Source organism: Microbacterium sp. X-17, assembly GCF_039615055.1.
Genome location: NZ_JBDHNI010000001.1, coordinates 609,254 through 624,905 on the forward strand (window position 1 = coordinate 609,254; position 15,652 = coordinate 624,905).

At 70.6% G+C, this 15,652-nt stretch carries 11 protein-coding genes; 10 read left to right on the forward strand and 1 reads right to left on the reverse strand.

Annotated features, from left to right (window positions below):
• Window positions 1-38: 38 nt before the first annotated feature.
• The 10 genes from sucC to ABCS02_RS02980 all read left to right on the forward strand — a co-directional run bounded on the left by sucC (window position 39) and on the right by ABCS02_RS02980 (window position 13,769).
• Window positions 39-1,202, forward strand: a complete 1,164-nt coding sequence (sucC, locus tag ABCS02_RS02935; RefSeq protein WP_345834105.1) for an ADP-forming succinate--CoA ligase subunit beta — start codon at window positions 39-41, stop codon at window positions 1,200-1,202.
• 18 nt (window positions 1,203-1,220) lie between these two features.
• Window positions 1,221-2,108: a succinate--CoA ligase subunit alpha gene (gene sucD, locus ABCS02_RS02940; protein ID WP_179605066.1), complete on the forward strand. Its 888-nt coding sequence runs from the start codon at window positions 1,221-1,223 to the stop codon at window positions 2,106-2,108.
• A 149-nt stretch (window positions 2,109-2,257) separates the two neighbouring features.
• Window positions 2,258-3,643, forward strand: a complete 1,386-nt coding sequence (locus ABCS02_RS02945; protein WP_345834106.1) for a hypothetical protein — start codon at window positions 2,258-2,260, stop codon at window positions 3,641-3,643.
• A 55-nt stretch (window positions 3,644-3,698) separates the two neighbouring features.
• Window positions 3,699-4,973, forward strand: coding sequence for a DUF6350 family protein (locus ABCS02_RS02950; RefSeq protein ID WP_345834107.1), 1,275 nt, complete (start codon window positions 3,699-3,701; stop codon window positions 4,971-4,973).
• Window positions 4,974-5,032: 59 nt separating this feature from the next.
• Window positions 5,033-5,626: a phosphoribosylglycinamide formyltransferase gene (gene purN, locus ABCS02_RS02955; RefSeq protein ID WP_345834108.1), complete on the forward strand. Its 594-nt coding sequence runs from the start codon at window positions 5,033-5,035 to the stop codon at window positions 5,624-5,626.
• Window positions 5,623-7,203 (forward strand): bifunctional phosphoribosylaminoimidazolecarboxamide formyltransferase/IMP cyclohydrolase, encoded by a 1,581-nt coding sequence (gene purH, locus ABCS02_RS02960; protein ID WP_345834109.1) that lies wholly within the window; start codon window positions 5,623-5,625, stop codon window positions 7,201-7,203. Before purN ends, purH begins: the two co-directional genes overlap by 4 nt.
• Before the next feature lie 101 nt (window positions 7,204-7,304).
• Window positions 7,305-8,360: a Glu/Leu/Phe/Val dehydrogenase dimerization domain-containing protein gene (locus ABCS02_RS02965; protein ID WP_345834110.1), complete on the forward strand. Its 1,056-nt coding sequence runs from the start codon at window positions 7,305-7,307 to the stop codon at window positions 8,358-8,360.
• Window positions 8,361-8,464: 104 nt separating this feature from the next.
• Window positions 8,465-9,667, forward strand: coding sequence for a dimethylargininase (gene ddaH, locus ABCS02_RS02970; RefSeq protein ID WP_345834111.1), 1,203 nt, complete (start codon window positions 8,465-8,467; stop codon window positions 9,665-9,667).
• Between the two features lie 446 nt (window positions 9,668-10,113).
• Window positions 10,114-11,958, forward strand: a complete 1,845-nt coding sequence (locus ABCS02_RS02975) for an ABC transporter ATP-binding protein (protein WP_345834112.1) — start codon at window positions 10,114-10,116, stop codon at window positions 11,956-11,958.
• Complete coding sequence (locus tag ABCS02_RS02980) at window positions 11,955-13,769, forward strand: ABC transporter ATP-binding protein (RefSeq protein WP_345834113.1); 1,815 nt, start codon at window positions 11,955-11,957, stop codon at window positions 13,767-13,769. Before ABCS02_RS02975 ends, ABCS02_RS02980 begins: the two co-directional genes overlap by 4 nt.
• Window positions 13,770-13,833: 64 nt before the next feature.
• Here ABCS02_RS02980 and ABCS02_RS02985 read toward each other — a convergent pair whose 3' ends face one another.
• Complete coding sequence (locus ABCS02_RS02985; protein ID WP_345834114.1) at window positions 13,834-15,525, reverse strand: SdrD B-like domain-containing protein; 1,692 nt, start codon at window positions 15,523-15,525, stop codon at window positions 13,834-13,836.
• Window positions 15,526-15,652: the final 127 nt, after the last annotated feature.

Genomic DNA, 15,652 nt, shown 5'->3' on the forward strand with positions numbered 1-15,652 from the left:
CGTCACGAGCGCGCCGGACATCAGCGGATTGGATAACCGTGGATCTATTCGAGTACCAGGCCAGAGACCTGTTTGAGAAGTACGGCGTCCCGGTCCTTCCGGGCATCGTCGCGGACACTCCGGAGGAGGTCCGCGCGGCCGCGGAGAAGCTGGGCGGCGTCACCGTCGTCAAGGCGCAGGTCAAGGTCGGAGGCCGTGGCAAGGCGGGCGGCGTGAAGGTCGCCAAGACGCCGGACGAGGCCGAAGAGGCCGCCAAGGCCATCCTGGGCCTGGACATCAAGGGCCACGTGGTCCGCCGGGTCATGGTCGCCGGCGGCGCCCGCATCGCCCGCGAGTTCTACTTCTCGGTGCTCCTCGACCGGGCCAACCGCTCCTACCTGTCGCTGACCAGCGTCGAGGGCGGCATGGAGATCGAGCAGCTCGCGGTCGAGAAGCCCGAGGCGCTCGCCCGCATCGAGGTCGACCCGCGCGGCGGACTCGACTCCGCCAAGGCCGTCGAGATCGCGAAGGCCGCCGGCTTCCCGGACGACCTGGTCGACAAGGTCGCGGACGTCTTCGTGAAGCTGTACGCGGTCTACACCGGCGAGGACGCCACGCTGGTCGAGGTCAACCCGCTGGTCCTCACCGAGGAGGGCGACATCATCGCCCTCGACGGCAAGGTCACCCTCGACGAGAACGCCGGGTTCCGTCACCCCGACCACGAGGCGCTGGAGGACGCGGCCGCCGCGGACCCGCTGGAGGCCAAGGCCAAGAAGGCCGACCTCAACTACGTCAAGCTCGACGGCCAGGTCGGCATCATCGGCAACGGCGCGGGCCTGGTCATGTCCACGCTCGACGTCGTCTCCTACGCGGGCGAGAAGCACGGCGGCGTCAAGCCGGCGAACTTCCTCGACATCGGCGGCGGCGCGTCGGCGGAGGTCATGGCCGCCGGTCTCGACGTCATCCTGAACGACCCGCAGGTCCGCAGCGTGTTCGTCAACGTCTTCGGCGGCATCACCGCGTGCGACGCGGTCGCGAACGGCATCGTCAAGGCGCTGGAGATCCTCGGCGACGAGGCCAACAAGCCGCTCGTGGTCCGTCTCGACGGCAACAAGGTCGACGAGGGCCGCCGCATCCTCACCGAGGCGAACCACCCGCTGGTCACCCTCGCACTCACCATGGACGAAGGCGCCGACAAGGCCGCCGAGCTGGCCGCGAAGTAAGCAAGGACGAATCAGAGAATGTCTATCTTCCTCAACAAGGACTCCAAGGTCATCGTCCAGGGCATCACCGGCGGCGAGGGCACCAAGCACACCGCGCTGATGCTGAAGGCCGGCACCCAGGTCGTCGGCGGCGTCAACGCCCGCAAGGCCGGCACCACCGTGACGCACGGCGACGTCGAGCTCCCCGTGTTCGGCACCGTCGTGGAGGCGATCGAGAAGACCGGCGCCGACGTGTCGATCATCTTCGTGCCGCCGGCGTTCGCCAAGGACGCCATGGTGGAGGCCATCGACGCCGAGATCCCGCTGCTCGTCGTCATCACCGAGGGCATCCCGGTGCAGGACTCCGCCGAGGCCTGGGCCTACGCCAAGGAGAAGGGCAACAAGACCCGGATCATCGGCCCGAACTGCCCCGGCATCATCACCCCGGGTGAGTCGCTCGTCGGCATCACCCCGGCCACGATCACCGGCAAGGGCCCGATCGGCCTGGTCTCCAAGTCCGGCACGCTGACCTACCAGATGATGTACGAGCTGCGCGACCTGGGCTTCTCGACCGCCATCGGCATCGGCGGCGACCCGATCATCGGCACCACGCACATCGACGCGCTCGCCGCGTTCGAGGCCGACCCGGAGACCAAGGCGATCGTCATGATCGGCGAGATCGGCGGCGACGCCGAGGAGCGCGCGGCCGACTTCATCAAGGCGAACGTGACCAAGCCGGTCGTCGGCTACGTGGCCGGATTCACCGCGCCCGAGGGCAAGACGATGGGCCACGCCGGCGCGATCGTCTCCGGCTCGGCCGGCACGGCGCAGGCGAAAAAGGAGGCGTTGGAGGCCGCGGGCGTGAAGGTCGGCAAGACCCCGTCCGAGACCGCCGCGCTGCTCCGCGAGGTCTACGCGGCGCTGTAACAGCACCGCTCGAACCGCCGATCGGGGCCGGACTCCTCCACGGAGCCCGGTCCCGATCCGTGTTTCCACAGCCCGGTTTCGAGGGTGCCCGCGGCCGGTTCGGCGGCGTTACAGTGAGCCCACCACCGTCCGGGAGGGGGATGCTGCCGATGCCACGACAGACGAACACAGAGCTCGCGCAGCGCATCGCCGCGCTCGAAGCCGAGAACGCCGCGCTCCGGGGGCGGCTCGACGAGAACGCGACCGAGCCGCTGCCGGACTTCGCGTCGGCGCCGGAGCCGAAGCACAAGCGGGGCTGGGGCTGGACCCTGCTCGCCGTCGTCCTCATCGTGATCGGCGCGATCCTGGCGCCCGTCGCGGTGGTGGCCTCCTGGGCGAAGGTGCAGCTCACCGACACGGACGCGTTCGTCGCCACCTACGCGCCGCTCGCGAAGGACCCGGGCGTCCAGGCGTACGTCACGGACGAGACGGTCAAGGTCATCCAGCAGCACGTCGACATCCCGCAGCTCACGTCGCAGGTGATCGACGGCATCACCGGCCTCGGCACGGGACCCGTGGCGACGAAGGCGCTCGACGCCCTCAAGGTGCCGCTCGCTCAGGGCATCGTGTCGCTGATCCAGACCACAGTCGGGCGGTTCGTGGCCTCCGACGCCTTCGCCCAGGTGTGGCAGGACGCCCTGAGGGTCAGCCACAACCAGCTCGTCGCGACGATGCAGGGCAATCCGCAGGCGGCGATCGCGATCGGCAAGGACGGGTCGGTCGGCGTCCAGCTCGGGCCGATCATCGACAAGGTGAAGCAGATCCTCGTCGACCAGGGGATCAGCTTCGCCTCGCGCATCCCCACGATCGACAAGACGATCACGGTCGCGCAGAACTCGTCCATCCCGACCCTCCAGGTCTTCTACAACCTCGCCGTCGTCGCGGGTGCCTGGCTCCCGTGGGTCTCGATCGGCCTGCTCGCGCTCGGCGTGATCGTCGCGCGACGCCGCGCCCTGGCGCTGATCGGGGCGGCGTCGGCGCTGGCCATCGCGATGATCGTCGTCGTGTCCGCCATCGCCATCGGCCAGGTCGTCTTCATCGCCTCGGCTTCTCCTCGACTGGTGCCGGCGGGAGTCGCGACGACGCTCTACACGACGGTCTCGACGGCGATGAAGGACACCGGTGTCGCCGTGCTGGTGCTCGCGATCGTCGTCGCGCTGGTCGGCTGGTTCTCCGGCCCGTTCGGGGTGCCGCGCAAGCTGCGCGGGTTCTTCGGCTCCGGGGTGACCTGGGTCAGGGAGTCCGCCGAGCGGCACGGGATCACCACGGGCCGGGTGGGGGAATGGTTCTACGCCCAGCGGGTGCTGCTCCGGGCCGCGGTGGCGGTCATCGCGGCGGCGGTCGTCTTGTTCGTGCGACCGCTCACCCCGTCGCTCATCATCTGGACGCTGGTGATCGCGGCCGTCGTCATCGCCATCCTGGAGCTCGTCCAGCGACCTGTCATCACGGTGCCGGAGGAGGCCGACGACGACACCCCGGTGATGACCGTCTCCTGAGGGCCGAAGTGTCTGCCGGGCGGGCGACCCTGCGCCCGGTAGGCTCCATCCGGTCATGAATCGCACAACCGTCGCCCTGCTCGCCGCGCTCGAGGCGGTCATCGTCGCGGCGATCGGGCTGGCGATCTGCCTCGTCCCGCTCACCGTGCTGTGGGCGGCCCAGTACCATCTCGCCGGGGACTTCGCGGTGATCTGGCGCGCGACGGCGGACATCTGGCTGCTCGGGCACGGCGTGAACCTCACCGTGACGCTGGACCCGCAGCTCGTCGGATCCCTCGGCCTCCCGGCCGCCGCGGCGCCGTTCCAGGTGACGATCGCGCTCCTCGGCTTCGCCGCGCTCACCGCCGGGCTCGGTGTGCGCACCGGGCTGCGCGCGGCCGAGACGCCGTACCGCTCGACCGGGGCCGTCTCCGCGCTCGCGGTGTTCTTCCTGATCTCCGTCGTGGTCACGGCGACCGCGGGCAGCGACCTCGTGCAGCCGTCGCTCTGGCGGGGCTTCGTGCTCCCCACTTTCGTCTACGCGCTCGGTATCGGGATCGGCTTCATCTTCGCGGCGCTCCGCGGGGTGCGGGAGCCGTCCGCCGATCACGCCGGCGACCGGAAGGGCGACGACAGTGCGGCGTCGGGCCCAGGCCGGGGCGCCGCGCCGGTCAGCGTCGCCGTCCGCTCCCGGGTCGCTGCCGTCCCCGCCCCGGTCCGCACCGCGGTCCTCGGCGCCCTGCGCGCCGGGAGCGCTGCGACCGCGATCGTCATCGGCCTGTCCGCGCTGCTCCTGGCGCTCCTCATCTTCGGCAACTACGGCGCGATCATCGGCCTCTACGAGCAGCTCCAGACCGGGGTCGCCGGGGGCATCGCGCTGACCGTCGCCCAGCTCGCCTTCCTGCCGAACCTCGTGATCTGGCTGATGTCCTGGCTGGTCGGGCCGGGGTTCGCCATCGGCACCGGGTCCACGGTCAGCCCGATCGGGACCGCGCTCGGGCCGATCCCGGGCGTCCCGCTCTTCGGCGTCATCCCGGCGCACGGCTACACCTTCGGGCTGGCGGGCGTGATCGTGCCCCTGCTCGCCGGCTTCCTCGCCGCCGCCCTGCTGCGCGGCACGAGGAGGGCCCAGACCGACGGACCGCTGGCCCTTGTCCTCACCGCGCTCGGCATCGGCATCGTCGCGGGCATCGAGCTCGGCCTCCTGGCCTGGTGGTCCTCCGGTGCGCTCGGCCCCGGCCGGCTGCACGACGTCGGGCCGAACCCGTGGCTCGTCGGCGCGCTCGCGGCGGGGGAGGTGGCGGTCGCCGCCGTCATCGGGCTGCTGGCGGGAGGCCGGGCCCGGCGCTGAGCGGGGGAGCGCTCCCTCGCCGGTCGGAGCCCGCCCCGGCGGGTGGGTAGGCTTGTCGCGTGCTCTCGATCGTCGTGCTGATCTCCGGTGGTGGCTCCAATCTGCGTGCGCTGCTGGAGGCCGCCTCCGACGCCGAGTTCCCCGCGCGTGTCGTCGCGGTGGGGGCCGACCGCGACGCCGACGGCCTGGACCACGCCGAGGAGTTCGGCATCCCGTCGTTCACGGTGCCCTTCACCTCGTACGACAGCCGGGAGGAGTGGGGCGACGCGCTGCTGGACCAGATCCGGCTCTGGGAGCCCGACCTCGTCATCCTGTCCGGCTTCATGCGCCTGGTGCCGCCGCGCGTGGTCGACGCGCTCTCGCCGCACCTCATCAACACCCACCCGGCGTTCCTGCCCGAGTTCCCCGGCGCGCACGGCGTCCGTGACGCGCTCGCCGCCGGCGCCACCCAGACCGGCGCCAGCCTGATCGTGGTCGACAACGGCGTTGACGCCGGACCGGTGATCAGCCAGGAGCGCGTCCCGATCGTGCCGGGCGACACCGAGGCCAGCCTGCACGAACGCATCAAACCCGTGGAGCGACGGCTGCTGATCGACGCCGTCCTCGACATCGCCAACGGACACATCGACCTCAAGGAGCTCTCCCGAGTATGAGCGGACCCCGCCACGACGCCAGCCTCTACCGCGAACGGGACGTCGTCCCGATCCGCCGCGCACTGATCTCGGTCAGCGACAAGACGGGCCTGCTCGACCTCGCCGCGACGCTGGCGGAGGCCGGGGTCGAGATCGTGTCGACCGGCTCCACCGCGCAGACCATCCGCGACGCGGGCCACGCCGTGACCGACGTCGCGAGCGTCACCGGCTTCCCGGAGTCGCTCGACGGCCGGGTCAAGACGCTGCACCCCGCCATCCACTCCGGCCTGCTCGCCGACCTGCGGCTCGCCTCGCACGAGGAGCAGCTGAAGGACCTCGGCATCGAGCCGTTCGAGCTCGTCGTCGTCAACCTCTACCCGTTCGTGGAGACCGTCGCCTCGGGCGCGGTCGGCAACGACGTGGTCGAGCAGATCGACATCGGCGGACCCGCGATGGTGCGCGCGTCGGCCAAGAACCACGCGAACGTCGCGATCGTCGTCTCGCCGGAGGACTACGCGGAGGTGACGGCCGCGGTCGCCGCGGGCGGCACCAGCTTCGACCAGCGTCGCGCGCTCGCCGCGAAGGCCTTCGCGCACACCGCCTCCTACGACGGCGCGGTGGCGGCCTGGTTCGCCGGGGAGGCCCCCTCGACCGACGACTTCGCCGAGCGGTTCGAGGTCCGCGCCGAGCTGAAGCAGACCCTCCGCTACGGCGAGAACTCGCACCAGGCCGCGGCGCTCTACGCCGACCCGGCCGGCCGCGGGATCGCGCAGGCGACGCAGCTCGGCGGCAAGGAGATGTCGTACAACAACTACGTGGATGCCGACGCAGCCCTGCGCAGCGCGTACGACTTCAGCGAGCCGGCCGTCGCGATCATCAAGCACGCCAACCCGTGCGGCATCGCGGTCTCCGACGACATCGCCGACGCCCACCGCAAGGCGCACGAGTGCGACCCGGTGTCCGCGTACGGCGGCGTCATTGCGGCCAACCGCACGGTGACCCTCGCGATGGCCGAGACGGTCAAGGGCATCTTCACCGAGGTGCTCATCGCCCCGGACTTCGAGCCGGGGGCGCTGGAGCTGCTGCAGACCAAGAAGAACCTCCGCATCCTCCGGCTGCCCGAGGGCTACGCGCGCTCGGTGACCGAGTTCCGCCAGCTCTCCGGCGGTGTGCTCGTCCAGGACGCCGACCGCTTCGATCAGTTCGACTCCAGCGGCTGGACGCTCGTCTCCGGCGAGGAGGCCGACGCCGCGACGCGCGCCGACCTGGAGTTCGCGTGGAAGGCGTGCCGCGCGGTCAAGTCGAACGCCATCCTGCTGGCCAAGGGCGGCGCCTCCGTCGGCGTCGGCATGGGCCAGGTCAACCGGGTGGACTCCTGCAACCTCGCCGTCAGCCGCGCGGGCGACCGCGCCGCGGGATCGGTGGCCGCCTCCGACGCGTTCTTCCCGTTCGCCGACGGCCCGGAGATCCTGATCGCCGCGGGCGTGTCCGCGATCGTGCAGCCGGGCGGCTCGATCCGCGACGAGGACGTCATCGCCGCGGCGAAGGCTGCCGAAGTGACGATGTACTTCACCGGGGAGCGGCACTTCTTCCACTGAGTCGTCCGCCTGCCGGATTGCATCCCCTCGCGGGGTCGCGGAGAATAGACGACGGTCCACAAGACCCTCAGCATTCACCGCGATCCCACGAGGAGACACCGATGTCCGTCCTGCCCACCGACCTTCCGCACGAAACACTGCATGTGGTGAAGGGGAGGCGGAGCGGCCTCACCATCAGCATCGCGGTGCACTCCACCGTCCTCGGCCCCGCCCTCGGCGGCTGCCGCGTGTGGAACTACGACTCCTGGCAGGAGGCCGTCGCCGACTCCCTGCGCCTGGCCGAGGGGATGACGTTCAAGAACGCCGCCGCCGGTCTCAACCGCGGTGGCGGCAAGGCCGTCGTCTACCTGCCGCGCGGCAAGCAGCTCAGCCCGACCGAGCGCTACGAGGTCATGCTCGACCTCGGCGACGCCGTCGAGAGCCTGGGCGGCAGCTACATGACCGCCGAGGACGTCGGCACGAGCGCCGAGGACATGTCCGTTGTCGCCACCCGCACCGAGCACGTGTGCGGCCTCCCGCCCGCGGAGGGCGGCGTCGGCGAGCCGAGCGACGCGACCGCCGCCGGTGTGTACGCGGGCCTGCTCGCGACCCTGGAGCGCGCCACCGGCAGCCGCGATGTCGCCGGCCGCCGCGTCACGGTGCTCGGGCTCGGTCACGTCGGCTCGATCATCGCCATGCGCCTCGCGAGCGAGGGAGCGGTGCTCACTGTCACGGATGTGAACCCGGCCAAGCGCGCCCTCGCCGAGGCCCTGGGCGCGGCCTGGGTGGAGCCGGACGAGGCGCACCGCGTGGAGGGCGACCTCTTCGTCCCGGCCGGAGTGGGCGGCGTCCTGACGGACGCCGTGATCGACGAGCTGCGCGTCAAGGCGGTCGTCGGGCCGGCGAACAACCAGCTCGCCGAGCGCTCCGGCGCCGAGCGCCTCGCCGCCCGCGGCATCCTGTGGGCGCCGGACTTCGTCGTCAACGCCGGCGGCGTCATCTTCCTGGCGATGATGAACGAGGCGGAGCCGTCGGCCGAGGCCACCCGCGAGCGCGTCGAGGCCATCGGCGACATCGTCTCGCGCGTCTTCGACGTCGCCGCCGAGCGCGGCATCACCACGCTGGAGGCCGCCGACGAGATCGCCCTCGCCCGCCTCCGCGAGCCCGCGCACGCCTGACCCCCTCCCGCGTCCCGCTATCGGTCGCGGCCGATAGCGGGACGCCGCGTGCGGCGAGCGATGCCAGCATTCCCATAGGGACCGGTCGGATAGGCTTTTGTCCCATGACTTCCTCCTGGGCCCGCCGGCTCGTCGCCTCCCTCGTGTCCGCCGTCGCCGTGGCCGCCATCGGCCTGGTGGCCGCCACGCTCGTGCTGCTGATCGCGAACCAGCTCAACTCGGCCGTGCTCGGGAGCATCACGCCCTACGTGGCCTGGAACGCGCTCGCGGCGTTCGTCCTCGCCGCGATCGCGGCACTCCTCGGCGCGTACGACCGCCGGTGGATCGCGGTGGTCGCGGGCATCCTGGTCGGCCTGATCAGCGCGGCGATCGGCACGCTCGTGCTGTTCTCGACGCTGAACGTCACGCTCACCGGCCAGGCCTGGGGCCAGATCGCGTCGTCGTTCATCGGGATCAACCTCCCGTTCTGGCTCGCGGTCGCCATCGCGTTCCCGACCGCCGGCTACGCCGTGTTCGGCGCCATCGAGTCGCAGGGGGCCCCCGCCTCGCGCAAGATCGCGCTCGTGCGCATCCCCGCAGGCAACCTCAGCGAGGGCCTCATCACCCACATCGAGCGCGAGGCCGTCGACAGCGAGCTCGCCGACAAGCAGTGGGACGACTACGTCGCGGCGCTCTCCGCCGCCGGCTGGCAGACCGTGGAGGTCGCCAGCGCCGACCAGCTCGCCGACTCCGTGTTCGTGGAGGACACGGCCGTGGTCTTCGGCGACACCGCCGTCATCTCCCGCCCCGGCGCGGACTCGCGCAAGCCCGAGATCGCCGGCACCGAGGCCGCGCTGCGCGCCCAGGGCCTCCGCCTGCTGCGCATCGAGGAGCCGGGCACCCTCGACGGCGGCGACGTCCTCAAGGTCGGCGACACCGTCTACGTCGGCCGCGGCGGCCGCACCAACGCGGAGGGCATCCGCCAGCTCCGCGCGCTCGTCGCCCCGCTCGGCTACACGGTCGTCGCGGTGCCGGTCACCAAGGCGCTGCACCTGAAGACCGCGGTCACCGCCCTCCCGGACGGCACCGTGATCGGCTACGAGCCGATCGTGGACGACCCGCGGATCTTCGGGCGCTTCCTGCCGGTCCCGGAGGCGCACGGCACCGCCGTCGTCGTCCTGGACGACGAGACCGTGCTGATGTCGTCGTCGGCACCGGGCTCCGTCGCGCTGGTCGAGGACCTCGGCTACACGGTGATCCAGGTCGACATCTCGGAGTTCGAGAAGCTCGAGGGCTGCGTGACCTGCCTGTCGATCCGCATCCGCTAAGGCCGACATTCGGCACGAATCGCGGTAATGGCGGCGCGATTCACGACATTCGGCACGAATCTTCGTGTGCTGAATGAAAAATCCTCTTGCGCTTTGAGAGATGCTGGGAATATCCTGTAGGGCTGCCTTGTCGCAGCATTCGGAAGACGCATCGGGCTACTGGGAGGACGCCATGACAACGACGGAGAACACACGAACCGTGACCGTGTTCGGGCTCGTCGCCGCCGCGTACGCGTCCCCGGAGCCGGCCCCCGCCTGGTAGGTCCCAGGCAGGTACGCGCTTCCGGCTGACTGTCGCCGGCACCCGCACAGGGCATCCGTAGCCCTGGCACGTCACGCTCTCGTGGACGCATCCCTTCGGCGACCTCTCAGCACGCCGCAACGGGTCGGAGCCGACCCTGCACCCAACAAGAAGACAAGAAACGCACGAAGAGAAAACGGAACTCATGTCTATCGCTGAAACCCATCAGCACCCTCCGCAAAGAGAACAGAAGAAGCGCTCGGGGACCGTGCGCACGCTGCTGCGCATCCTGCCGTTCGCCAAATCCGCGGCGCCCCGCATCCTGCTCGGCATGGTCGCCGCGCTCCTGGCGAGCCTGGTCGCGCTGAGCATCCCGCAGGTGCTCCGCTGGCTGGTCGACGGACCGCTCTCGACCGGCGACCCGACAGCCGTCTGGCCGGCAGCGCTGCTCGTCGTCGGGCTGGGCGCGGCCGAGGCCGTGTTCATCTCGCTGCGACGCTGGTTCGTGCTCACCCCGGGCACCCACGTCGAGGCGCGGATGCGCAACGCCCTCTACGAGAAGCTGCAGGACCTGCCCGTGTCGTTCCACGACAAGTGGCCCAGCGGCCAGCTGCTGTCGCGCGCCGTCAGCGACCTCAGCCTGATCCGGCGCTGGCTGTCGTTCGGCATCGTGCTGCTCGTCGTCAACGTCGTCACGATCATCGTCGGCTTCGCCATCCTGATCGGCTGGAACTGGATCCTCGGGCTGATCTTCCTGGTGCTGTCCGTGCCGCTGTGGATCTACGGCTTCGTCTTCGAGAAGAAGTACTCGGTCGTCGCCCGGCGCAGCCAGGACCAGGCCGGCGACCTGGCGACCGCTGTCGAGGAGTCGGTGCACGGCATCCGCGTCCTCAAGGCGTTCGGCCGCGGCAAGCACGCGCTGAAGAAGTTCGAGTCTCAGGCCGAGGCGCTGCGCGGCACCGAGATCGAGAAGGCGAAGGCCATCGCAGGCATCTGGCTGTGGTTGCTGCTGATCCCGGACGTCGCGTTCGGCATCTGCCTGGTGGTCGGCGTGTGGCTGGCCGCGCAGGGCGAGCTGACCGTCGGCGAGCTGGTCGCGTTCTTCGCGACGGCGACCGTGCTCCGGTTCCCGATCGAGTCGATCGGCTTCCTGCTCTCGATGACGTTCGACACGCGCACCGCGGCCGACCGCTTCTTCGAGGTCATGGACGAGGTCAACACGATCACCGACCCGGCCGAGCCGAAGCGCATCGCCGAGCCGCGGGGAGAGCTCGTCTTCGACGACGTGCACTTCCGCTACCAGGACTCTCCGGAGCGCTACCCCGACCTCCTGAACGGCATCGACCTCACGGTCCGGCCGGGGGAGACGATGGCCCTGGTCGGCCTGACCGGCAGCGGCAAGTCGACGCTGACCGCGCTCACCACCCGCCTGTACGACGTGACGGGCGGAGCGGTGAAGGTGGACGGCGTGGACGTGCGCGACCTCACCCGCTACGACCTCCGCAAGGCGATCGCTATGGCGTTCGAGGACGCGACCCTGTTCTCGGCCTCCGTGCGCGACAACGTGCTGCTCGGCCGCGACGGGCTCGACCCGGCCTCGGCCGACGCGGAGCGCATCCTCACCGAGGCGCTGGAGATCGCGCAGGCCGGCTTCGTCTACGAGCTCCCGGAGGGCGTGGAGACGAAGGTCGGCGAGGAGGGCCTCAGCCTGTCCGGCGGACAGCGTCAGCGCCTGGCGCTCGCGCGGGCCGTCGCCGCGGCGCCCAGCATCCTGGTGCTGGACGACCCGCTGTCCGCGCTCGACGTCGACACCGAGGCGCTGGTGGAGGCCGCCCTCCGCCGGGTGCTCGCCGCCACGACCGCGCTGGTCGTCGCCCATCGCCCCTCGACGGTCATGCTGGCCGACCGGGTGGCGCTGCTGGAGGACGGCCGGATCACGGCCGTCGGCACCCACCACGACCTGCTCGTGAGCAACGAGCACTACCGTTTCGTCCTCTCCTCCCTCGACGAGGAGCGCGACGAGGAGATCCTTCAGGAGGTGAACCTGTGAGCACCGCGACCGTCCTGGGCGTCGAAGGCGAAGAGCGCAACGACCTCAACAAGGAGGAGAGCCGGCAGATCCGCCGGCGCTCGCTCCGCCTGCTCGGCTCGCTGCTGCACCCGCTGCGCACGCGGCTGGTGCTGACCGCGATCGTGGTCGTGGTCAGCACCGCCGGCCAGGTGGCGGGACCGGCGATCATCGCGTTCGGCATCGACAACGGCCTCAAGGCGCTGCAGAACCAGAACTGGCTCCCGGTCGCCGCGGCCGGCGTCGCGTACCTGATCACCGGCGTCATCGGCGCCGTGCTGATCGCGTGGTACACCGTGCTGAGCGCGCGGATCAGCCAGGCGATCCTGATCGACCTGCGCAAGCGGGTGTTCCTGCACACCCAGCGGCTCTCGCTGGAGTTCCACGAGTCGTACACGTCCGGCCGCATCATCTCGCGGCAGACGAGCGACCTGGACTCGATCCGGGAGCTGCTGGACTCGGGCATCAACCAGCTCGTGCAGGGCTTCCTCTACATGCTGTTCATCGCGATCGCGCTGTTCTGGCTCGACTGGGTGAGCGGCGTCGTGCTGCTGTGCTCGCTGGTGCCGCTGTACTTCCTGACCCGCTGGTTCCAGAAGCGCTCGCAGGTGCTGTTCCGCATCTCGCGGGTGGCCTCGGCGAAGCTGATCGTGCACTTCGTGGAGACCATGACCGGCATCCGCGCGGTCAAGGCGTTCCGCAAGGAGAAGCGCAACGAGAAGGAGTTCGGCGGCCTGGTCGAGGACTACCGCGACGTCAACGCGCGCGTCATCCAGCTGTTCGGGATCTTCGACCCCGGGCTCGTGATGATCGGCAACGTCACGGTCGGCGCCGTGCTACTCGTCGGCGGCTTCCGGGTCGCGAACGACCAGCTCGCGATCGGTGTCCTGCTGGCGACGCTGCTCTACACGCGTCGGTTCTTCGACCCGATGGAGGAGATGGCGATGTTCTACAACTCCTACCAGTCGGCCGCCGCGGCGCTCGAGAAGATCTCGGGCGTCCTGGAGGAGGCGCCGAGCGTTCCCGACCCGGTGCGCCCGACCGACCTGTGGACGGCGGAGGGCCACGTGCGCTTCGACGACGTGACCTTCGCGTACAAGCAGGATCGGGTCATCCTGCCGGAGTTCAGCCTGGACATCCCGGCCGGGCAGACCGTGGCGCTCGTCGGTTCCACCGGAGCGGGCAAGTCGACGCTGGCCAAGCTGATCTCGCGGTTCTACGACCCGAGCGAGGGTGAGGTCACCCTCGACGGCGTGGACCTGCGGGATATGCACCCGAAGGACCTGCGCCGGGCGATCGTCATGGTCACCCAGGAGGCCTACCTGTTCAGCGGCTCGGTCGCCGAGAACATCGCGCTCGGCAAGCCGGACGCGACCCGCGAGGAGATCGAGGAGGCCGCGATCGCGGTCGGTGCCCACGAGTTCATCGCGGGCCTGCCGAACGGCTACGACACCGACGTGAACAAGCGCGGCGGTCGGGTGTCCGCGGGTCAGCGGCAGCTGATCTCGTTCGCCCGGGCGTTCCTGGCGAACCCGGCGGTGCTCATCCTGGACGAGGCGACCAGCTCGCTCGACATCCCGAGCGAGCGCCTGGTGCAGGAGGCGCTGCAGACGCTGCTCGCAGATCGCACCGCCGTGATCATCGCCCACCGCCTGTCGACGGTGGCGATCGCGGACCGGGTGCTCGTCATGGAGCACGGCCGCGTGGTGGAGGACGGCTCGCCGGACGAGCTCATCGCGGGCACGGGCCGGTTCGCCCAGCTCCACGCCGCGTGGCGGGACTCGCTGGTCTGAGCCTGTAGCGACGAAGGCCCCGAAAGGATCGCTCCTTCCGGGGCCTTCGCGCTGTCCGCTGGGGTCAGCGCACGACCGGGAGGGTCAGCGTGCCGCCGTCGTAGACGCCGGCCGACCAGTCGATCGTCACCGTGTTCTCGCCAGGGACGAGGCCGGTGAGCGTGATCGTGCGGGTCCCGGCCGAGCCGAGGAGCGGCTTCGCGGGGACGGTCGACGCCGTGCTCGCGCCGCCGTTGACCCGGTAGCCGATGCTCACGGCCGCCGACGTCGTGTTGGTCAGGGTGAGCGTCGCTGTGCCCGACGCCGAGACGGCGCCCACCGTCGCGGCCGGTGCGGTCAGCGTCGCGAGGCCGAGGTCCTGTCTCACCGAGTCGGCCGTGTCGGCGCCGGCGAGGCGGTACGAGCCGATCAGCGTCACGTCCGCGAGCGCCGCGGGCGCCTCGCCCGCGAAGCGCACCGAGGGCGTCTTGGTGGTTCCGCTGAGACCCACGTAGATGTCGGTGTCGTATGGGAGGCCGCCCAGCTTGTACGAACCGAGCAGCGCCGGGGTCTTGGTCGAGCCGAGCACCGTGCCGTCCGCACGGTAGGCGGTGAGGGTGACGGCCTCGGAGGTCTCCAGGCCGTCCTTCTTACCGTTGGCGTTGCTGTCGGTGAACACGGTGCCGGTGATGCTGACCGGCTGGCGGACGCCGAACAGGAAGTCCGTCGTCTTCTTCACCTTCAGGTCTGTGAGCTGATAGCCGGTGCCCCAGCGGTCGACCACGGCGAAGTGCGTGGCGGGGAGGCCGCCGACCAGGCCGGCCGCCTTGGCGACCGTGCCGGTGATCGTGCCGAGCTGCGCGGACGCGTCCGCGCCGAGCAGCCGCTCAGTGTCGGCCTCGTCGACGACGGCGACCGCGCGGGAGAGGCCGGAGGCGAGCGCGTGGAGATACTCGCTGCGCGGCGTCGTGCTGATGTCGCCGGTGTCGAGCAGGGACGGGTCCATCGCGAGCAGGGCGTCGGCGCTCCCGGAGCTGATGAGGTCGATCAGGGCGGTGACGCGGGAGGTGTTGGCGAGGAGGTCGCCGATCGTCAGGTTGAACGGTGAGCGCATCACGACGTAGGCGCCCGCCGGGACATCGGAGAAGGTGACCGGCCGGTCGTTCGCGGTCGTGCGGAAACGGATGGCGTCGCCCAGGTCGAGGGAGCCGCCGAGGGCGCCGGTGATGGCCGATCCGACGTCGATGGAGGCGAGCGAGCCGTCCTCGATCGCCTTCTTGGTCGCGAGGACGTCGATGAAGATCAGCGTCTTGCCGTCGAGGTTGCCCTCGCCGGTGTCTCTGAGGCCGTTGCCGTTGCTGTCCGCGAAGACCGTCGCGGTGAGGTCCGTCTGCTTCGTGGCCGCGACGTCCGCCACACCGACCAGCGAGAGGCCGGTGACGGCGGTCTCGGTGACCGCGGTCGACCGGTAGCCGGCGGCGCTCGCCGCGGCGTAATAAGTGCCGGCGGGAAGCTTGGCCGCCGTGTAGACGCCGAGCGCATTGGTGGTCGCCGTGCGCACCGCGCCGGTGCGGGAGGCGGCGTCCGCCGCGCTGGTGTAGAGGTCGACCGTCGCATTCGCGAGCGGGAGGTCGCCGAGGGAGTAGGAGCCGTCGCGGTCGGCGTCGTGGAAGACGGTGCCGGTGACGGTGTAGACGGAGGGAGCCGCAGTCGCGGGCGCAGCCGCGCCGACCACGGCGGCGCTCACTGTCGTGCTTGCCAGGAGAAGGGATGCCAATTTCACATCCCACACGATACACGACAGAACGGACAAGCCCCGGCCCTCGGGTGAGGGATCCGGGGCTTGTCGCCGTGGTCGGGACGGGCCAAGGGGTTGGATACGGGTTGGGTTGGCGGCCCGTCGC